A 19427-nucleotide genomic window follows, 5' to 3' on the forward strand; every position below is an offset into this window, starting at 1 on the left:
CGACCTTTACTAAGGGTTTCCATGGCTTAAATAAAGCCATCTGCTGGTCACTTACTCTGATAGAGAAAACTCGATACACATGGCCACTTTTTGGCACGATCTCATCAATGGTTTTATCAGCCACACCAGCTCTACTTGAATACCTACTTATATCGTGTCGCTAATTGCTATCGCCTGCTCATGAGTTTTACTAAACCAGATGGACGTATACTCAAGCAAATATCAGAAAGTGAAAAAAACTATCCTGAAGATTGGGTGGTCATCGCTCATAGCGACTGGACTCAAGGCTATATCGATGAAGACATTGGGTTGACCCGTTTCAATAAAGTATTGTTACAAGACAATTTATATCTGTATGATACTAGGCAATTGTTTAAAAAAACTTTTTTAGCACAATAAATAATAGCTCACGATAACTGCTGATTCGTAACAGCTGATAGTAGCCACCATGCATCATACCCCTGCAATTAGTCACTGCTCAACAATAGACAGATTAAAAAGGTACTTGAATGAAAGTCCTCTCTAGAATAACAAAATCCAAGCGAACAAATCACACGAAAAACCTGCTATTAGCCGCCGCTATTACCCTGCCTATGAGCGCCGTTGTATTTGCAGAACATAACGACACTCATGTGACAAATAATTCACAAAATGTGCCAGTGGTCATCAAAGGTGTGGTCGCTACCAGTTCAGACAAACAGCAACTGCTCGACAAACTAAAAGCACAGTATCCTGATAAACCTGTCAGAGATGAAATCGAAGTACGTTCGAACATCAGTATACCAACCAACTGGCAACAGATAGCCACGACTATCATTGATAGCGACATCTCTAACATTCGTCAGGGGCGTATCGACATTCATGGGACGACCATTAGCTTACATGGCAAGGTAAGCAGCCTTGAGCAAAAGCAAGCCATTCAAAACCGTATTCACTCGCGCCTAACTGATCTCTATCAATTAGAAAACCAGCTGGTCGTGGTAGAAGGTGAACAACGCCTCATAGACGAGACTTTAGGCAACCGTATCGTCGAGTTCGAGTCTGGTAGCACCAATCTAACGCCGATGGGTCTTGGTATCTTAGACGATATGGCAGGGGTGTTACAGCGGGTCGGTGATAAGCCTGTTCTTATCACCGGTCATACCGATAATGTCGGCAATTCTACTGCCAATCTTGCCCTATCAAATAAGCGTGCAGAAGCCGTCAAACAATACTTGATCGGTCGAAATATAAATGCGACTCGTCTCAGTACTACTGGTAAAGGAGACTCAGACCCTATCGCTAGTAACGACAACGAAGAAGGTCGCACTCGCAATCGCCGTATCGAATTTACCCTTAATGAATAACATCGCTATGTAGAACGTATGACGATAATGGTCACTAAGCAATGACGGTTAAGTGCTGATAGCTGGTTTGATAATGCTGAAAAACATGCTGTCATTGCTACTAGAGATATCGATGCTACAAAAAACACCAATGCTAAAAGAGAGCCACTGCTAAAAAAATAGGGACATAACTATGCTACGCTTGACCAATACCGTGCTGCCTATGCACCCTGATCGGCTCTATGCCAGTGAAGGCAGCACTCAAGCGCCCTATCCGAGCGCTCGCCAAGACATCAATGCTCATGGTGCGTGGCAAGATAAGCTCATGCATAGCGCTGATGAAGCCGATATCATTGCTCAACTAAACCCCAATGGTAATCGCCAACACCAGCAGCACGGTATCGACACTTATGTGCTACACGTTTATATCCATGAGCGGCATCACCCTCCTTTTACGCCATTAACCAATCTCATCGGTAGCCCTCTGACCTTGAGCTTTGATATTCCAAGTGGCCTAAGCTTTCGTCATCTTATATAACGGCTGTGCATCAGCTAGATCATGATGGCAGCTACGGCTATTATCGCCTGCTCGCCCAGCCCATCACTTATCGTCTGCATCAGCATATACGCGGTCACATTGATACTCATTTGACTGTACAAGCGATGGTAGCAGAGCGCACGGCTACGCTGGATATAGAAATCATCGATGACAGCAACAATGGTGAAGATGCTAACTGGTCACCAGCACGCATGACCCAGTGGCAAATAAGCGACTGGACACATATTTGCGAGCGGCTTGCGCGTCAAGGACTCACAGCCTATCTGCGCCATGAGCAAACGAATGAGCACAGTCCACCAAAGCTCATTATTACCACCGCAGATCCAAGTGATAGCGATGGAATCAGCCTAAATATTGGCGGGCTGCGCTACCAGCAAGTGTTACATGACCGTGTCCATGCACCTGTATTGGCATTGAGTGAGCAGGTCATCACCCAACCAAATTCAGTAACGATGCAGCGTTTTAATAGCAGCAGTGTTGCACACCCAACGCAGTCCGCTGACGTTGCGATGAGCAGTAACTCTGATGAAGTAAGCCATTCGAATAACCACACTCTCACATTAGACACACCAGCTGCTTTTGCGCCAGTAACAGATACTGAAACCATAGACGCAGCAACCATCGTGGCAAACAGTCATCAAAATCGATATAGCATCTATCATGCCATAGCCCATGCTACGGATTTGAGTGTTGCTGATACTTTTATGCTTGTCGATCACAGTGCGCTCAATCAGCACTACCGTGCTACTCATATCATTCATTTGGCACGCAATAGTCTGGCGCATGTCACAGGGCTGACCCAAAGCACACGCCACCAACAGCGTCATGCGTCGACATTAGCATCTGGCATTCATTTAACTCAGCTGTGCCTCATTACCGCTGATACCCCATGGGTCGGTCACCTATATAGCAGACATGCCCTACCGCCGATGACAGGTATCACCGAAGCGCAAAGCGATATCGATAGCCGTAACCATATGACGCCCACGCGCAGCTATTTACTGGATAGTCCAGCTCAGCCTATCAACCGATTGGAGGCGCAAGCTGGCGCGAACTACGGCACACACTTCACCCATAGAGCGGATGACCAAACCCTCATGCAATCTATCGGCGATAGCGAGCATCTAATTAACACTGGCAGTTTATTGTCATCGACTCGCCCTAGCCTATTTGCCACGGACAATGAACAAGCGATTGAAAGCGGTTATCGCAACACAGGCAACGGCCTGTCTGAATGGGTGACTGACCACCGTACAGAAAAAGCTTACTCTCAGATAAAAATAGACAGTGCTGGGATATCTGCCAGTCTAAAGATGGGGGTCATCAATCCATCAGACACCGCCAAACGCGAAGGCATCAATGCGACTACTAACGCTCAAATCAATATAAAATCAGGCGAAGCCCTCGTCCTTTCTACTCAACCGCAAACTCATACGCAATCTGGACAGCATAACTACCAGCAGCACACCCCGACTCTCACCCAAACTGGTCTTGGCGGTCAGCACTTAGCCGAACGTTTAACACAATTGGCGACAGGGCTTGGACGTCATATCAATGACCACAAAGCGATTAAGACGCAACTTGAAACTATCGCAGAGGAACAGCAAACCAAAACTCATCAAACAATGCCATTCGCGCTGATCGATAGCGCAGCAGACATAAGCTATGTGAGCGACGATACCATTATTCATAGAAGTATGGGTGAGATGATTAGTACTACGCAGCAAGATATGAGTATTAGTAGTGGCGATAGTCAATCAAGTCAGTAGCGAGTCTCTAAATATCATAGCCGATGGTCAATTTAGCATGACCAATGCCAAAGAGAATATCACCCTCTCCGCTCATACAGGAAAACTGGAAGCCACGGCTAAGCAGGATATAAACATCGCCTCCTCGACTAAAGAGGTTGAGATAGTGGCAACGAATAAAATTACACTGACCGCTGGTGGTGCAAGTATCACTTTGGATGGCGCAAATATTACGATAGCCGCAAAGCAGTTTACGGAGAAAGCTGGTAAGCATAGTAAGGCTGGTGGGGGGATGGATGGGTTGGGATTGGCGGGGCTGCCCAGCTTGATAGCTGGTGCGATGTTTAAAGCGCAATTTAAGTTCGCTGACGATGATGATATCGCCTACACCAATACACCATATATTGCTATTAATGAGAATACAAAAGAAACATTCGAGGGTGTAACTGATGCTGAGGGAAATACTGAGACGTTCTACAGCTCTGATTCTGATGAGATTAAGGTTCATTTGAAATTAGATAACTATACTGCTCAGTTTAGGTTTGCTGACGATGATGATATTCCTTATAGCTCTACCGATTATATTGCACAAGCTTCAGTTACGGGTGAAGTGTTTGAAGGTACTACTGATATTGATGGTTATACTGAGGTTATGAATACATCGATTGAACAAGAAATCAAAGTCCACTTGAAAATATAATTTTAATAAGGGAGCCGTTATGCCTGATCCAGATTATGATCCATTTGCAGTTTTGAGACGACCTGAAAGAACCTCTAGTACTACGACCACTCGAAACTCGGCAACTTCGAATACCCAAATTTCGCGTGTTAAAAGAAAATTGACATTGACTCTGGACGGAACTCCTAATGGTAATCATGCTTATACTTGGGACTATCCAGATGGAAGTTTTGAAAATCATTATAAAACTCCGCTTTATACTCTAAGAATATCTAATGGTAAACATACTAGAGCGTTTCAAGTAATAAGGTTCGGTCCAAGATATGTAAGAAGTGAGGGTTACTCAGTTGCTGGACTAGCAGATCACCAAACACATTCTTTGACATGGTATCCAGAATATATGCTTCACAGTACAGACTCAGCAGAAAATGGTGCATGGATAGTATATGGAAACTTCCTTATTCATGATGGGCCTAATACAAATGATCCAAATAGAGCTGATAGCATGATAGGCACTGCGGGTTGTTTGGAAGTCTTTGGGCATGATGGATTCTCTAGCTTTAATAAAGCCCTACGCGAATTAGGTGGTGTCACATCAAACAAAGATGTTGATGCAAAAATAATATACCTGAAGGCAGTGCGTCCCATAATCAGAGGAAGGACATTAGTCCTTCCTTAGTATGCTTAGTTACAAAAATAATGGTGTATTACAAAATCAAGAGGTTCCATATGAAAAATTTTATTCTGTTTCTATTTTTTGTACCTTTAGGATGCTCAATAGAAAGCAGTGCTATTGAAGACGTGCCTGATATCGCAAAAAGCGAAACTACTTTTATTGAGTCGAGTATTGAAAATAATTGTACTGGTGAACCTTTATTATCAATGTATGAAGAATTTGTCAAATTAGGTATTAAAGAAACAAATTTATTAACTAGTAAAGCTAATATAACTTTTACTAAAAGTAGTACACCTAAATCAAGGATAGAGCACAACCTAACTTCAGATTTTGGATCTAATTTTTTAAAAGATGCCTGCGCAATAGATGGAACAGTTATTAGTATCAAAGATTTAAGAGAAGGTTATCTTGGTGCTTATCAAGTTACATACAACTCAGAGGAAAGCGCACTTTTAGCTGCTGACATTATAAGGAATACAAACTCAACACAACTCAAGGTTTTTAAAGTTGCCACTGTCTTCAATTGGAGATTAATCAAAAACACTATTCTAATCAACTACAATAGCCCAGCTACGACTGTATACTATGAACACAATGTGAATGAGTTATCTAAATAGTTGGTTATGGTGATTTTGTAGTGGTCAACTAATTTTAGACACCTACTAAAAGGTTTTTATTAAAGTGAACCGCCCCGAATATATCGGAGAGCGATATACTTGAGTCAGGCAGCAATGCCTGACAGGGTTAAATTGTCATAATACCGCTTTTCAAACTCAAAAGGCGACATATAACCAATCGTGCTATGTAAACGTGTTTTGTTGAACCAATCGACCCACTCTAAAGTAGTCAGTTCAACATCATTCACGCCTTGCCACTGCTGTTTTAAATAATCAACCACTTCCGTTTTATAGAGCCCGTTAACCGTTTCGGCCAACGCATTATCGTATGAATCGCCTGTTGTGCCAACAGATGCAATGACGCCAGAATCAGCCATGAACCGCCCCGAGATTGTAGGAGACTTAATAAACTTTCTAGCACAATCTCAGATTGAAACATTTGATTTTACTGCTTTAAGAGAAAGTCTATATTACACCAAAAAGACAAGAACTGTAGAACAGATTGAGCTATGGGTAGTGTGGAAGCAATTGAGAGAAGAATGGTTCAAGACGATGCTACTAAAGCACGTATAGAACTTGAGTCTGACGGCTATTCTAAGCATCGAGATGAAATCAATTTCTTTAAAGCTATTGAGGATGGATGCATACCATGAACTATATTAAATTCTTATCAATTTTATTATTTACAATGCTAAGTTTTTCCTGTTCACAATTTACAGGTGCGAGTGAACACGCTATTGCGTTAGACCGTGCAGTTGAAACTATGAATGCTGCTGTAGACTTGTGTAGTGACCAAGAAGATTCAAGGGAACTACCGAGTTTAGAAGACCTGGAAATTATGAGCAGATTTTCTAATAAAACAATTAATTCATACATAATACATCGTAGTGATATTAACTACCAAATTTGTCTTATACAAAATGGTGCTACACCAAAGGATTATTTGTCTGCAGTAGCTTTCAATAAAAATATAGACTACGCCACACGCAAGGAAGCTGAAAACATTTTCAAAAACATTTTACCTAACTTATATAGACAACATCAATTACATTAATAATCTACCAGAAGTAGAAAGAGAAGAACTACAAAGAATTGATTACTTACAGAGTATTTTTAACTTAGGTGATACGTATGATTCCTTGAGAAAATACAAAAAAAATGAGCCTTAACAGACCTCTTGCACAAGCAGCAGAGAAATTTAATGTTCTCATGCAAAAAGATCCCAGTGTATACAAGTTATAAAAGGTTTATATGAACACAATGAAACTATAGTCAGTCCAAAATAGAAAAGGTACAATGCTTTTAAACCAAGCAAAGAGAAATATAAAAGATGACCTACTCAGCAGATTTTCGAGCACAAGTTATCAAAAACATTGAGCAAAAAGACATGAGCATCCGTCAGGCCTGTATTTTTTATAATATCAGCAAGAGTACACTACAGCGCTGGCTTATAGACCCAAGCATCCAAACGACCAGAGTCAAAACGCCAAGCAGTATACCCAATGAAGCTCTTCTACAAGACGTTAATCAATACCCAGATGACTATCTATATGAGCGAGCTCGTCGTTTAAACTGTAGTAAATCAGGTATTGGCTATGCCTTAAAAAGATTAAATATCAGCCAAAAAAAAGACCTTAGCACATCCAAAAGCGTGTTCAATAAAAAGAGCGGTATATAAGATAAGCTTGATCATTTAAGCAGCAAGGCTATCCCATTGTCTATATGGATGAGAGTGGCTTTGAGGCTGAAACTATTCGTATGGCTATGCACCGATAGGTAAACCTTGTATTGATAGCTACAATTGGCAAGCTAAAAAACGTACCAATGTCATCGGTGCTCTGTATGAAAAGATGCTTTTTGCGCTTGATTACTTTGAGAAAAACATCAATGGCGATATATTCTATGACTGGTGCAAACACGCTCATTCCAAGCCTTAAAACTAAATGCGTAATCGTCATGGATAATGCCAGCTTTCATAAACGAGTGAAAAGTCTTCTGAATAGGCATGGTCACAGGCTTTTCTACCATCCTATAGTCCTGACTTAAATCCTATTGAAAGAAATGGGCACAAGCTAAGTTTCTACGACAAGGTTGGATGGAGAATAATCTACCTAAACTATTTCATAATATGGGTTGTACTTCTTTTATTTGGATTGACTATAGCACTTACTCTAGTGATTACTGCCTTACTTACTGCTTGTGATGCCACCTCTTCAGATTCACTTACTCTAGATTCAGGTAAAGCACTCAAATCTACTGTGCAACTGGATGAAAAGAACAGCGCTGAGAGCGTATCATCCTCTGATATGGAACCCCAAACTCAAGAGGATTTCAATACAAAAGACTGGGCTCCGCTTATTACGATAACACCAGCAAAGCAAGCCCGTGAACCATTTTTCCTACCTGACGAAAATGTAAAAGAAACTAAAAACTTATTCCACAAAGATTGGAATTTAAACCAAATAAATAGTAAACAATTTAACGAAACGGCATATGGCTTTTTTGTTGTCATTCAATATGATGATGGCACTATCTTAGATTATTCATTGGATAAAGTTAATAACGAATATTTTGTGAAGAGGTTTACTTTAGCTGGGAAATATCAACCACATGAACCCTTTAATAACATCCATAAAGATGTAGTATATAAAATATTAGAGATAAGCGGAGCAGATGACCCTGAATTATTTTTCCAAGAGCTCATCAGCAGCCCTAAGATCACTAAATACAAAGGCTGCATTGTGCAACAAAAACAATCAAAATATGCGATGGTGGATTTGACATCATGTGAGTTTGATAACAGAACAGATTTGTCTTTATATAACCCTGAATCTAAACCTTAGAATAAGGCAAATTATATCAAAATAACTACGCCAGTCATGTGGCAGTTTGAAGGTGAACAAGGGTAAGGCTATAAAATCCCATTATTCAAGCAACTAAGGCATGTTTGGTATTATGTTTAAACAAATTTTCATTACTCTGATTTGCTTTAGCTTCCTTTTTTTAGCTACTGCCTGCCAAGCAGAAAAAGAGGTTATTATGCCTGATAAACCTTTAGAAATTGCCTTAAACATGACTGCTAAAGATTTATACGATGCCAACCCTGAGTATAAAGCTTTCCAAGAAGCAGATGCTCAGCCTATGGGAGTTACCTTTCAGGGTTATGACTTTCCAACAAACAACATGGGGAAAGTAATTTTCCATTATTCTGACGGTAGTTTCAATATTGACCAAGTTGTCACTATTTTAGCTATGGATAAGGTAACTAGCGAGCAGAGAGGGTTGAATAAAATTACAGTTGATTTTTTCTTCGATAAGACAGACAACGGTATATCAGACGCAGATGCTTATCAAAAAATGATGTTTTTCTTTAAAGAACTACAAGATAAAGGTTGGACGTATGCGCATTCAAATAGCGCTCCTAGGTTGACTGCCAAAGACAGTTTTACATTTGCAACGACAGATGAAGGTTCAGAACTATATCTTGATTACAGTTACCCACTTACTTTTAAAGAGTGGATGCAACTTAATGATCTACAGCTATGGCGATTAATATATGGCACAGAAATCTATATGAACATTAGAATAAATAGGCAAAGTGACCCTGAAACAGGCAACCGTCATTACCTGATTAGCTTAGATATTTTCGATGAGTTAGAGTTAATAAGACAAATCATTCCTAATAACTATGATGAATCTTTGACCAAAGAATATAGTAAGCTTTATGGCGGATTACCTGAAGCTAGACTTTTTTTCGAGACTAAAGCCATTAAAATGGGATTAAAGATTCAGCAAAATCAACCTGATTATACGCTACCACTCGTACTTAAAGAGACAGGTATTGACACCAGCAAGTTTGTCTCTATCGACCCCTATAAAATCACTTACAAAGAGTTTATGAAGCGTTCTGAGTCAGGCGAAGACATGACGCCCTATTACGAGAACCAGCCTACCGCTAAACCTGAAATCACCAGTCAAGCTCGAGGCCATTGCCTAGCCGAACAACCCTGCCCTAAATCAGGCTACTGGTTCACTTTAGCCAAAGCAGACAGTCGTGCCTACTTTAAGCAAGACGACACCATGCCAGACTATCCAAACAACAACTGGGGTGAAGTGATTTGGCAGTTTGAGGGTAAGAAAGGTTAGTTTGTTATTATTTTACTTAAACCACCTTTGTGTGGTTTTTTATATTTATGACTCTCAACTCAAGCTCGAGCTCCAATAACAAACAGGACAACTACCAGTATCATCCTGCTACTTTGATGCAACTAGGGCTTGATAGAGAATTAAACGACCACAGGGCAATTAATAAGGCATTATTAAACAGTAATAATAAATAGCAAGCCAACACCTACCAACAAATATCATTGACACTGATTAATATGTACAAATAAACATCTAAAGGATAGAAAAATGAGTCACTTTATTATTGATGAAGGATTTGATTACTTTTTAGAAAAGTTTGGTCAACCTGACTGGCAACAGCCTGTTGAACAAGCTACCTTGGAATATTATCGTGGCAAGTTGCCTGACAAACTTCTTTTCTATTGGGAGAAAATGGGCTTCTGCCGCTTTAAACAAGGTCTATTTTGGATGGTCAATCCTGCTGACTATGAAGATGAGCTCGTGCTTTGGCTAGGTGAAGACATTTTAAAACAAGACAATTATGTGATTGCTCGTAGTGGCTTTGGCAAGTTATACGTTTGGGGTGAAAAAATGGGTCATGCCTATACAATTACTCCAACTCTTGGTTGGGTTTATCAAGAAAAAGGGGAAGCGAAAGATATTGCAAAAGGCCTAGCAGATAGAAAAATTGAATTATTTTTTGCTTTTAAAGAGACAAAATATGTTGATATGGTTGATAACAATAGCAAACCCTTATTCAATCGCTGCGTGAAAAAATTTGGAGCACTTGAATACGATGAAATGTTTGGCTTCGTTCCTGCCCTTGCCATAAGTGACAACGCGTCTATCAAAAATGTCGATAAAATGAATATCTTTGTGCATCTTAGTCTCTTACCTGACTTGATTGAAATCCAATACATCGACTTTAAGAAATTAGGACAAATGGCATTCGGTGTTGAAGATTCATCAAATCTACCTGATTTAGATGACTTAGTATAATTAATTATTTAAGCCACCTTCGGGTGGTTTAAACACAGATACACTATCCTAGCAAATCTTATTCATATCAATGGCGTACCTAGGAGACTCAACCTTTTAAGGCTTATGGTAGACAAAGGTGGCGACGTGAATATTGATGCAGGCACTAGCGAAATTTTAGAAAAAATATAGAGCAGAAGAAGCAGTACCTTAATAAATATAAGACACTGCTTTTTATCTAAAATACCTCCATTCTTAAGCACTCGTTATTTAACTATTATGCTTGGCTATCCAGTTTTGCATTTGCTCAATTTCAGGCTGCTGCGCGTCAATTACTTGTTGTGCCAATTGACGCATTTCTTCATTTTTGCCATACTTTAGCTGTATCTTTGCCATATCTACTGCGCCAATATGATGCGGCAACATACCGCGAGCAAATGCCATATCTGGGTTAGGGTCAGCGATACCTGCCATCATTTCACTATGCATCGTATCCATACCTTTAGCATAAGCTGTCTGCATGGCTTCAGTATCAGACGTTGGCTCAGCAGCATCAGGATGGTTGGCAAGCCAGTTCTGCATTTGCTCAATTTCAGCTTTCTGAGCGTCAATAATCTCTTGTGCCAACTGACGCATTTCTGCATCTGTACCATACTTTAGCTGAATCTCTGCCATATCAACAGCACCCATATGATGACCGAGCATTCCTTGAGCAAAGGCAGCATCGGGATCGTTGTATGCCATGCCTGCCATCATCTCATCATGCATCTTAGTCATAGAGTCATTATACTCTCCATGCATGCCCGTCATCGCATCGCCTGACATATCACCTGCATGAGCATCCATCGCGCTAGTGTCTGTTGTAGCATTATTAACAGGAGCCGCCTCGTCTTTGACAGTAGCCTCTGTTACATCATTCGTCGGCTGACAAGCGCTAAGCAGCATCATGGCACTGACACTAACTGCAAGCATGGCAAGACGTGAGTTTCTTATCATTTTCATGGTAGATCCTTAATTACGATCGTTTGGTAGTTATGGTTCATATAAAAACTGGCAAATCAGCTAAGATCCACCAGTTGGAAAAATCATTTAATTTATGTACTAAGAGGAGTGTGTTTTAAGGCTATTTATTCTAATGCTTCGATCAGTGCCTGCATCTCTTGGATTTCACGTTTTTGTGCTTCGATGATGTCGTCAGCAAGCTGCTGTACTCTAGGGTCTTCTATATCGGCTCTTGAGCTGGTTAAGATCGCAATTGAATGATGCGGTATCATAGCCTGCATCCAATCCACTTGATCGACGGTTGCTTGAGATCTGACGCCCCAGATACCCACGGCAAACATCAGCACACTAAGACCATAAATCATTAAGTTGACCTTAGTTTTCTTGTACATATTGCTCATAAAGGCGAGCATAATTACTCCATCGCTGCTGCGCCCATATATAGCGCCATATAGGCTCTGGTCTCACTAAAATAAATATGATCCCACTCATAAGTATTGAAGTACATCATGATATACATCACCACGGTAGACGTCAGAATCATGAGGGTGAACTTTACATAAGGGTTCATCTGTTTTTGCTCTGTATGATTCATCAGTCAGTCTCCATCAATGCTGCTATCAGTACTACAATGAGTAGCTGAAATTTAAAAAATCTATCTAAAGTATTGGCTTATAGTTGCTGCTCTGCGGACTCAATCTCAGCGTATACTTGGTTTGTACCATCTTTATTGATTTGCATAATTTGGTATGGCATAAACTTATCTTGATATTCCATACCAGGGCTTCCGACGGGCATACCCGGTACCGACAAACCAATGGCTTGCTTTGGTGGGTTTTGCAAAAACTCAGCCACATACTTAGCAGGAACATGACCTTCGATGACATAACCATCACTGGTAACGGCGGTATGGCAAGAACGCATCTCAGCAGGTACACCGTAACGCTCTTTAAATAATGACAAGTCTGCAACATCATGGGCAGTAGTCGTTAACCCATTATCTTCTGCGTGCCCTATCCATTCTTTACAACAGCCACAATTGGCATCTTTATAGACAGTGGCTGACACGTTCTTGAGCAGGTCTGGGTTGTTGGCTGGTGTCTCTGTCACTGTTTGCCTACTCTGTATAGCGTTTGCCTCACCACTGCTGGCGTTAGCGGCATTGGCAGTAGAGGGGCTGGCATTAGAAGCATTGCTGTCAGATTGCCCACATGCTGATAATATGGCAGCAGTTAATAAGACCGCTGACCCTCGAACAAACTTAACGGTAAAAGGCATCATAGAGGCTTCTCATGGTGTTGAATATTAAAATTAGGATGTATTGAAGCCAAACTAGCATAACCACTCTGACAGTCAGATGACGCCAAGATGACAATTTTGTCATCTTCTAGACTGAGCATAGGTTTATTACCAGTATTCCTCTATGATTGATAACAATAGAGACATTTTATATTGATCTCATCCTAAATAATTGGCGCGAGTATGCTATGAAAGTATTGTTAGTCGAAGATGAGTTATCACTTGGCGACTACATTAAAAAAGGTTTAAGCGAGGCAGGTTTTATCGTTGAGCATAAAACCACAGGTTTAGATGGGTATCATGCTCTGATGACTGAGGACTTCACTGTCGTGGTGATGGATGTGATGCTGCCTGATGTCAGTGGTTTTGAGCTGGTCAGTAATTATCGCGCTGCTGGTAACACCACCCCTGTATTATTTTTGACCGCAAAAGATGACCTTAGCGACCGCATAAAAGGCTTTGAGATTGGCGGTGACGATTATCTCACTAAACCTTTTGCCTTCGCTGAGCTGTTGGTCAGAATCAAAAGCTTACTACGCCGTGCCAATCAAGCAGATTACGCCAGCACAGTGCTTCAAATAGCTGATTTAAAACTGGATATCGCCAAACGTAGTGTGCATCGAGATAAAGGTTCTATCAAATTGACGGCCAAAGAATTTGCGCTATTGCAGTTTTTACTTGAGCATCAAGGCGAAGTATTGCCCCGCTCTGTCATCGCTTCACAAGTATGGGATATGAATTTTGATAGCGATACCAATGTGATTGATGTGGCGATAAGACGCTTACGAAGTAAAATCGACGATGGCTTTGAAAATAAGCTCATTCATACCGTACGCGGTATGGGCTATAAACTAGAAGCGGACAATAGCGCCGTTACAGTCAATAATGAAACTAGCATTGATATGAGTAATGAGGCTAATACGGTTTCTAAACTCAATCATGTTGAAGTAAAATAGCATGACATATAAATCGGAGCATCGACGCTTGTCATTACTGTGGCGCACTACCCTAGTATTAACGGTATGTGTGCTGATATCTCAAGCTTTTTTGTACATATGGATACAGCGTTCGGTTAATGATCATTTTGAACAAATGGACTCAGAGATCCTGACTCATGCTGCGTTTAATTTACGACAGTATATGACAGAGGTGACATCGGATGATCAGCGCTCTGACAACCTTTCCGACCCTGCTCATCTCGCTAATACAGCATCATCCGTGATAGATATTTTTCGACCAGATTATGAAGTCAAAACAATTATCACTGACCATAATGGACAAGTCATTAATAGTCAGCCAAAGGATTTTATTGATAAACTCAATGACTCCCAATTGGTCGAAAAACTATGGCAGCAGCACCGCGATCAACCCTTTGACTTGCAGCTTAATCATCGTCATTATCGCGCGCTGGTCATTGAGCACTCTAATCGCTTGGCATTAATCGCGCTACCGATTGATGTGCATCATCAATACCTTGCCCAGTTTAACCACCATCTTATCCTGATACTTATTGCAATCACTTTTATCTTGGTATCAGTGGCGGCTTTTAGCGTCTATCTAGGATTCGCCCCCTTAGCGACCATCAGTCAAAAAATGGCACGTATCAACGCCGAGCAGTTAGACGATAGAATTATCGTCTCTGAAATGCCAAGCGAGCTGCGACCATTGGCTGACGCTTATAATGCCATGATGGATAAACTCGAACACAACTTTGCCTCATTATCACAGTTTTCAGATGACATTGCTCACGAACTGCGCACACCACTGGCAACGTTGAGCACCCAAACTCAAGTGATGCTCAGTAAACCTAGAGACCATCAAGAATATGTCGAGCAGCTACATCATCAACACGCCACGCTCAAGCAACTATCCCTGCTAATTAACAATATGCTATTGCTGGCAAAAACTCAAAAAGGTCTCTACGACTCACAACGTCATCTTGTCGATACCGATTCACTGATAATTAAGCTCATCGATTATTTTGAACTGATAGCCGAAGAGCGCGGTATCTCTTTTGAGAAAAAAGGGGCATTTGATGTGGTATTAGGGGATGAGAGCTTGTTACAAAGGCTGTTTGCCAACTTGATATCTAATGCGATTTACTACGCCGCCAGCGACAGTATCATTACTATTACTGCCGTTTCTAAGACTGCTAGCCTCATAAAACATAACGCTCACGCCCTTAGAGAAACGGCTCAGCAGCCATCACTAAACATCACCATCACTAATCGCTTGCAGACGCCTCTAACTCAAGCGGAAGCAGATAGACTGTTTGAACGCTTTTATCGTCATCACAAATCCAATAATCAGCATTCGGGCACAGGGCTGGGATTGGCCATCGTACAAGCGATCGTCAATGCCCATAACGGCAAAGTCAGTATTACCATTAAGGATGGGTACTACTTTCAAGTTAACGTACAGTTATTAAAAGAATCATAGGGCGGGTTTAATCGAGAATGGTCACTTTTTGGTCACCGAGTAGGTGGTCAGCAAGCGGGTGGTCATCGATTTTCAAAAGGTAGAATGTATGCAACCAAACTTATAGAGAATACATTATTGAAGATAGACTATTCCCTAAGAGTTGATAAAGAAAAATAGTCAACCTTTATAGATAAAGGCTGTAAGAGGAATTTTAAACACAAAAAAACCCCAAACAAAGTTATGTTTGAGGCGAAACTTGCTTAAACCCAAAGGTCTAAATTCGTTTTAAATATGGCGCAGCGGACGGGACTCGAACCCGCGACCCCCGGCGTGACAGGCCGGTATTCTAACCAACTGAACTACCGCTGCTTAGGTCGTCTTAGCATCTTCTCTTATTACAGAGACACTCGCTAAAAAGAGTGGTGGGTGATGACGGATTCGAACCGCCGACATTCTGCGTGTAAGGCAGACGCTCTACCAACTGAGCTAATCACCCTGAGAAGCGTTAAAAAATTGCACTGCAATTTTAACTTCGCAAGTTAAAATTCCTTAAAGGGAATTTTATAGAAAGTTCAATCTTTAAAGTTGTCACGCTTTAAGTCAGTAAAAATTCTAACAACATTGAACTTAATTAAGTCCCCTTGCTGTGGGTGTATATATAGATTTACACATAGCTGTCAAACAGTATTTTCAGTTTTTTAACGTATTTTATAGGTTTTTATTTATTAATCTGACAAGCCTATGTTTTCATTGGATTTATATTTTATAAAAAACCAATAAATTTTCAAGCATGACCCTATTTACTGGCTAATGCTTGTTCGATATCCATTTTTATGGCATCTGGTTTGGTGGTTGGCGCATAGCGGTCAATGACCTGTCCATCTTTACCAATTAAAAACTTAGTAAAATTCCATTTGATACCATCTGTCAATACACCACCCTTTTGCTCTTTGAGCCAATCAAAAATAGGATGAGCATCTTTGCCATTGACATCAACCTTCGCCATCATTGGAAAACTGACACCATAGTTCTTTTGACAAAATGCGCCAATCTCATCATTACTCTCTGGATCTTGCCCGCCAAATTGATTACAAAGGAAACCAATAACGACCAATCCTTGATCTTTATATTGTTGATACAGCGCCTCTAGGCCTTCAAATTGCGGCGTAAACCCACATTTGCTGGCGGTATTGACGATTAATAACACCTTACCTTGATAATCAGAGAACGCTTGTGCAGTACCGTCCATGCGCTCAGCAGTAAAATCGTAAATCGTGCTCATCATTTGTCCTTAAATCGATTAAGTTATTATTTTGATATTCTTTTAAACCGTGCTCATTTTTCAATAACAGTGAAAACATTAATAATGCTAATAACTGGCAAGGCAGCATCTCGCGCTTCCCTGCCATGACTCTAAAATACTCTAAGCAATTTTTTTAACAATTACTTTTCAGATTTATCTAGATCAATAGACACAGAATTGATGCAATAGCGCATGCCTGTCGTCTCGCTTGGGCCGTCAGGGAAGACATGACCTAAATGTGCGCCGCAGTTACTACAGGTCACTTCTGTCCGCGTCATGCCAAGCGAATTATCTACATGCTCCTCTATAGCGCTGTTATCAACTCCTTGGTCAAAACTTGGCCAACCACAGCTGGCATCAAATTTATTGCTTGAGTCAAATAAGCTCGCACCGCAGCCTTTGCAGCGATAAATACCGTCGTCAGTCGCATCGTTATAGATGCCCGTAAATGGGCGTTCTGTACCCTTTTCACGCATCACGTGATATTCATCAGCACTCAAACGCTCTTTCCAATCAGCTTCTGTTAATTGGCTGATTTCTTCTTGGCTAAGTTGATTGTCTTGCATAATGTATCCTTAATTTGGGTATGTATTATCTCATCCATTAGCATTAGCTTTTATCTGCTATTAACTAACACTTTATCGCCATATTTTTAAAAACGATGGGCCTTATCTATTGTTTATCTATTCAATATTCAAGGCATACATTACAAGAAAACTATCATAAACAAGTGATGGCGTAAGGTATTGAAAAAGCTATGATAAAAAAATACAGCAAATTTTCTTAACATATCAATGAATACAGATTTAGCCATGATAATAACTCTCTGAAAGAAGTTTGATATCTAGTAGCGCAGAAAGGAGGCAACGATAATACCACCAATGCAAGTTATTCTTGCATTGGTAAATACATCTTCCTTAAAAACAGCTTGCATTGATACTGATAATGCAATAATATCTTGCATTAAGGCTTAATTAAAACAAATGCCTGCTTTCCTTCTCTCTATTACCAACTACTGAATAAAGGCTTGAATGATTATGGCTGATGACAAAATAAAAGCACACAAGCCGAAAGACTGGTACAGCTACGTCGTGATAAAGGGCTGACTGCTGAGCAATTAGCGCAAGCCATGACCGCAGCAGGCGCAAAAGTCAGTCGCGGTGCTATCTCGAATTGGGAGCGTGGCACCAATGGCATTGTGTCATCTAAACTACCAACGCTAGCACACATTTTAGGCTGCAGCGAAGGCTATCTGTTACGCGGTGAACTAAAAAACGACAGTGATAATAATAAAGAGGTAAGTGAAAGCACTCATTCTCATAACAAAAATAGTCAAAACATGTCATTTGCTCAAACTGACAAGATACATGACTCCCAAATTAATCAAACAGCTACAACTCCTACTATAGATACAAACTCACAAAATAACCCTATGAGTGGTCACCCTATGAACACAATAAAAAAATCGGATAAATTACAAAATGTTTGCTACGACATTCGCGGCCCGCTATTGCAAACAGCCAATAAGATGGAAGCAGAAGGCAAACGTATATTAAAGCTGAACGTCGGTAACCCAGCCCCCTTTGGTTTAGAAGCCCCGCATGAGATTTTGCGCGATGTGGCGATGAACCTACCAGACGCGACCGGTTATTCCGACTCGCAAGGGATTTTTTCAGCGCGTAAAGCTGTCCTACAGTACTATCAATCAAAGGGGTTGCTATCGGCAGTTGATGTCCGTGATGTCTATTTGGGCAACGGAGTTTCTGAGCTGATTGTAATGACCATGCAGGCTTTGATGAATGATGGTGACGAAGTGCTTATCCCAATGCCAGACTACCCGCTTTGGACGGCAGCGGCGAACCTAGCTGGCGGCACAGCGGTACATTATCGCTGTAATGAAGACGACAATTGGCATCCTGATATCGAAGACATTAAATCTAAAATCACCTCTAAAACCAAGGGTATCGTGGTGATTAATCCTAATAATCCAACGGGTTCACTTTATAGTGATGAATTACTGAAACAAATTATTGAGGTCGCTAAAGCGCATGATTTAATCATCATGGCCGATGAAATTTATGATCGTATTCTTTATGATGATATGGTACACACCCCAATGAGCACCTTGACTGATGATGTGCTGGTACTCTCATACAATGGATTATCAAAATCGCATCGTATCGCGGGATTCCGCGCAGGTTGGATGATGGTATCTGGCAAAAAGCACCATGCCACTGACTTTATCGAAGGCTTGGACATGTTAGCGTCTATGCGCTTGTGTTCCAACGTCCAAGGTCAATACGCTATTCAAACCGCGATGGGCGGCTATCAAAGCATGAAAGAGCTCACGTCAGAGCGTGGGCGCTTATATAAGCAGCGTGAAATGGCCGTGTCACGACTTAATGCGATCAAAGGTATCTCTTGTACCATGCCACAAGGCGCGTTTTATTGCTTTCCAAAGATGGATCCTGATATTTACCCTATCGAAGATGATATGGCATTTATGATGGATTTGCTTGTTGAAGAAAATGTCTTAATGGTGCAAGGAACAGGCTTTAACTGGGATAAGCCCGATCATTTCCGCTTGGTGTTTTTGCCAAACTTACATGATTTAGAAGACGCCATGGACCGCTTAGATCGCTTCTTTGCCAAAAAGCGCAAACAATTTGGTACCGAATAAACCTTAACTTGACAT

The 19427-nt window shown here is 40.9% G+C and carries 21 protein-coding genes, 2 tRNA genes and 1 pseudogene; 15 read left to right on the top strand and 9 right to left on the bottom strand.

Annotated features, from left to right (window positions below; translation table 11 throughout):
• Positions 1-90: 90 nt before the first annotated feature.
• The 7 genes from G7Y90_RS15295 to G7Y90_RS15325 all read left to right on the top strand — a co-directional run bounded on the left by G7Y90_RS15295 (position 91) and on the right by G7Y90_RS15325 (position 5604).
• Entirely contained in the window at positions 91-399 is a 309-nt protein-coding gene (locus G7Y90_RS15295) for a hypothetical protein (RefSeq protein WP_250162817.1), read from the top strand.
• A 233-nt stretch (positions 400-632) separates the two neighbouring features.
• Positions 633-1346 (top strand): OmpA family protein, encoded by a 714-nt coding sequence (locus G7Y90_RS15300; protein WP_045451536.1) that lies wholly within the window; start codon positions 633-635, stop codon positions 1344-1346.
• A gap of 172 nt (positions 1347-1518) precedes the next feature.
• Positions 1519-1863, top strand: a complete 345-nt coding sequence (locus G7Y90_RS15305; RefSeq protein WP_250162818.1) for a hypothetical protein — start codon at positions 1519-1521, stop codon at positions 1861-1863.
• 5 nt (positions 1864-1868) lie between these two features.
• Positions 1869-3653 carry a phage late control D family protein gene (locus tag G7Y90_RS15310; protein ID WP_250162819.1) on the top strand — a complete coding sequence of 595 codons (1785 nt, stop codon included), beginning with the start codon at positions 1869-1871 and terminating at the stop codon, positions 3651-3653.
• 37 nt (positions 3654-3690) lie between these two features.
• Complete coding sequence (locus G7Y90_RS15315; RefSeq protein WP_250162820.1) at positions 3691-4332, top strand: DUF2345 domain-containing protein; 642 nt, start codon at positions 3691-3693, stop codon at positions 4330-4332.
• A gap of 19 nt (positions 4333-4351) precedes the next feature.
• Positions 4352-4990 carry a hypothetical protein gene (locus G7Y90_RS15320; RefSeq protein WP_201604500.1) on the top strand — a complete coding sequence of 213 codons (639 nt, stop codon included), beginning with the start codon at positions 4352-4354 and terminating at the stop codon, positions 4988-4990.
• 50 nt (positions 4991-5040) lie between these two features.
• Positions 5041-5604, top strand: a complete 564-nt coding sequence (locus G7Y90_RS15325) for a hypothetical protein (RefSeq protein WP_250162821.1) — start codon at positions 5041-5043, stop codon at positions 5602-5604.
• 104 nt (positions 5605-5708) lie between these two features.
• Here G7Y90_RS15325 and G7Y90_RS15330 read toward each other — a convergent pair.
• Positions 5709-5960 (bottom strand): annotated as a pseudogene (locus G7Y90_RS15330) (integrase core domain-containing protein); the annotation flags it as partial.
• Positions 5961-6253: 293 nt separating this feature from the next.
• Between G7Y90_RS15330 and G7Y90_RS15335 the strand changes: the two are divergent.
• The 5 genes from G7Y90_RS15335 to G7Y90_RS15355 all read left to right on the top strand — a co-directional run bounded on the left by G7Y90_RS15335 (position 6254) and on the right by G7Y90_RS15355 (position 10728).
• Positions 6254-6658 (top strand): hypothetical protein, encoded by a 405-nt coding sequence (locus G7Y90_RS15335; protein WP_250162822.1) that lies wholly within the window; start codon positions 6254-6256, stop codon positions 6656-6658.
• Positions 6659-6934: 276 nt separating this feature from the next.
• A complete protein-coding gene (locus G7Y90_RS15340) occupies positions 6935-7282 on the top strand; it encodes an IS630 transposase-related protein (RefSeq protein WP_101204407.1) in 348 nt (115 codons plus the stop codon).
• A 496-nt stretch (positions 7283-7778) separates the two neighbouring features.
• A complete protein-coding gene (locus G7Y90_RS15345; protein ID WP_250162823.1) occupies positions 7779-8447 on the top strand; it encodes a hypothetical protein in 669 nt (222 codons plus the stop codon).
• A 196-nt stretch (positions 8448-8643) separates the two neighbouring features.
• On the top strand, positions 8644-9750 hold the full coding sequence (locus G7Y90_RS15350; RefSeq protein WP_250162824.1) for a hypothetical protein: 1107 nt from the start codon (positions 8644-8646) through the stop codon (positions 9748-9750).
• 267 nt (positions 9751-10017) lie between these two features.
• Positions 10018-10728 (top strand): GAD-like domain-containing protein, encoded by a 711-nt coding sequence (locus G7Y90_RS15355; RefSeq protein WP_250162825.1) that lies wholly within the window; start codon positions 10018-10020, stop codon positions 10726-10728.
• Positions 10729-10977: 249 nt separating this feature from the next.
• Here the strand turns inward: G7Y90_RS15355 and copM are convergent, their stop codons facing one another.
• From copM to G7Y90_RS15375, 4 genes are all read right to left on the bottom strand, one after another.
• Positions 10978-11709: a CopM family metallochaperone gene (gene copM, locus G7Y90_RS15360; protein WP_250162826.1), complete on the bottom strand. Its 732-nt coding sequence runs from the start codon at positions 11707-11709 to the stop codon at positions 10978-10980.
• A gap of 125 nt (positions 11710-11834) precedes the next feature.
• On the bottom strand, positions 11835-12122 hold the full coding sequence (locus G7Y90_RS15365; protein WP_250162827.1) for a DUF305 domain-containing protein: 288 nt from the start codon (positions 12120-12122) through the stop codon (positions 11835-11837).
• A gap of 2 nt (positions 12123-12124) precedes the next feature.
• Positions 12125-12304 (bottom strand): hypothetical protein, encoded by a 180-nt coding sequence (locus G7Y90_RS15370; RefSeq protein WP_250162828.1) that lies wholly within the window; start codon positions 12302-12304, stop codon positions 12125-12127.
• A 77-nt stretch (positions 12305-12381) separates the two neighbouring features.
• Entirely contained in the window at positions 12382-12990 is a 609-nt protein-coding gene (locus G7Y90_RS15375; protein ID WP_193008273.1) for a DUF411 domain-containing protein, read from the bottom strand.
• A gap of 206 nt (positions 12991-13196) precedes the next feature.
• Between G7Y90_RS15375 and G7Y90_RS15380 the strand changes: the two genes are divergently transcribed.
• Both G7Y90_RS15380 and G7Y90_RS15385 read left to right on the top strand, forming a co-directional pair.
• Complete coding sequence (locus G7Y90_RS15380; protein WP_193008275.1) at positions 13197-13964, top strand: heavy metal response regulator transcription factor; 768 nt, start codon at positions 13197-13199, stop codon at positions 13962-13964.
• Between the two features lies 1 nt (position 13965).
• Positions 13966-15447 carry an ATP-binding protein gene (locus G7Y90_RS15385; RefSeq protein WP_250162829.1) on the top strand — a complete coding sequence of 494 codons (1482 nt, stop codon included), beginning with the start codon at positions 13966-13968 and terminating at the stop codon, positions 15445-15447.
• Between the two features lie 274 nt (positions 15448-15721).
• Here the strand turns inward: G7Y90_RS15385 and G7Y90_RS15390 are convergent.
• The 4 genes from G7Y90_RS15390 to msrB form a co-directional block, all read right to left on the bottom strand.
• Positions 15722-15798 (bottom strand) — tRNA-Asp (locus G7Y90_RS15390).
• 51 nt (positions 15799-15849) lie between these two features.
• Positions 15850-15925, bottom strand: a tRNA-Val gene (locus G7Y90_RS15395).
• 300 nt (positions 15926-16225) lie between these two features.
• Positions 16226-16711 carry a glutathione peroxidase gene (locus tag G7Y90_RS15400; RefSeq protein ID WP_250162830.1) on the bottom strand — a complete coding sequence of 162 codons (486 nt, stop codon included), beginning with the start codon at positions 16709-16711 and terminating at the stop codon, positions 16226-16228.
• 161 nt (positions 16712-16872) lie between these two features.
• Positions 16873-17298, bottom strand: coding sequence for a peptide-methionine (R)-S-oxide reductase MsrB (msrB, locus tag G7Y90_RS15405; RefSeq protein WP_238035234.1), 426 nt, complete (start codon positions 17296-17298; stop codon positions 16873-16875).
• A gap of 563 nt (positions 17299-17861) precedes the next feature.
• On the opposite strand from msrB, the gene G7Y90_RS15415 reads away from it, so the two are divergent.
• The gene (locus G7Y90_RS15415) at positions 17862-19412 is read left to right on the top strand and encodes an aminotransferase class I/II-fold pyridoxal phosphate-dependent enzyme (protein ID WP_502937368.1); all 1551 of its coding nucleotides are present in this window, start codon (positions 17862-17864) and stop codon (positions 19410-19412) included.
• The last annotated feature ends 15 nt before the right edge of the window (positions 19413-19427 follow it).

The sequence above is a fragment of the Psychrobacter sp. WY6 genome (assembly GCF_018448495.1).
Classification (GTDB): domain Bacteria; phylum Pseudomonadota; class Gammaproteobacteria; order Pseudomonadales; family Moraxellaceae; genus Psychrobacter.

Coding starts and splice junctions, on each gene's coding strand:
- G7Y90_RS15400 (WP_250162830.1), bottom strand. CDS start 16,711: ATGAGCACGATTTACGATTTTACTGCTGAGCGCATGGACGGTACTGCA.
- G7Y90_RS15375 (WP_193008273.1), bottom strand. CDS start 12,990: ATGATGCCTTTTACCGTTAAGTTTGTTCGAGGGTCAGCGGTCTTATTA.
- copM (WP_250162826.1), bottom strand. CDS start 11,709: ATGAAAATGATAAGAAACTCACGTCTTGCCATGCTTGCAGTTAGTGTC.
- G7Y90_RS15350 (WP_250162824.1), top strand. CDS start 8,644: ATGCCTGATAAACCTTTAGAAATTGCCTTAAACATGACTGCTAAAGAT.
- G7Y90_RS15355 (WP_250162825.1), top strand. CDS start 10,018: ATGAGTCACTTTATTATTGATGAAGGATTTGATTACTTTTTAGAAAAG.
- msrB (WP_238035234.1), bottom strand. CDS start 17,298: ATGCAAGACAATCAACTTAGCCAAGAAGAAATCAGCCAATTAACAGAA.
- G7Y90_RS15365 (WP_250162827.1), bottom strand. CDS start 12,122: ATGCTCGCCTTTATGAGCAATATGTACAAGAAAACTAAGGTCAACTTA.
- G7Y90_RS15320 (WP_201604500.1), top strand. CDS start 4,352: ATGCCTGATCCAGATTATGATCCATTTGCAGTTTTGAGACGACCTGAA.
- G7Y90_RS15415 (WP_502937368.1), top strand. CDS start 17,862: ATGACCGCAGCAGGCGCAAAAGTCAGTCGCGGTGCTATCTCGAATTGG.
- G7Y90_RS15325 (WP_250162821.1), top strand. CDS start 5,041: ATGAAAAATTTTATTCTGTTTCTATTTTTTGTACCTTTAGGATGCTCA.
- G7Y90_RS15380 (WP_193008275.1), top strand. CDS start 13,197: ATGAAAGTATTGTTAGTCGAAGATGAGTTATCACTTGGCGACTACATT.
- G7Y90_RS15315 (WP_250162820.1), top strand. CDS start 3,691: ATGACCAATGCCAAAGAGAATATCACCCTCTCCGCTCATACAGGAAAA.
- G7Y90_RS15340 (WP_101204407.1), top strand. CDS start 6,935: ATGACCTACTCAGCAGATTTTCGAGCACAAGTTATCAAAAACATTGAG.
- G7Y90_RS15370 (WP_250162828.1), bottom strand. CDS start 12,304: ATGAATCATACAGAGCAAAAACAGATGAACCCTTATGTAAAGTTCACC.
- G7Y90_RS15305 (WP_250162818.1), top strand. CDS start 1,519: ATGCTACGCTTGACCAATACCGTGCTGCCTATGCACCCTGATCGGCTC.
- G7Y90_RS15335 (WP_250162822.1), top strand. CDS start 6,254: ATGAACTATATTAAATTCTTATCAATTTTATTATTTACAATGCTAAGT.
- G7Y90_RS15385 (WP_250162829.1), top strand. CDS start 13,966: ATGACATATAAATCGGAGCATCGACGCTTGTCATTACTGTGGCGCACT.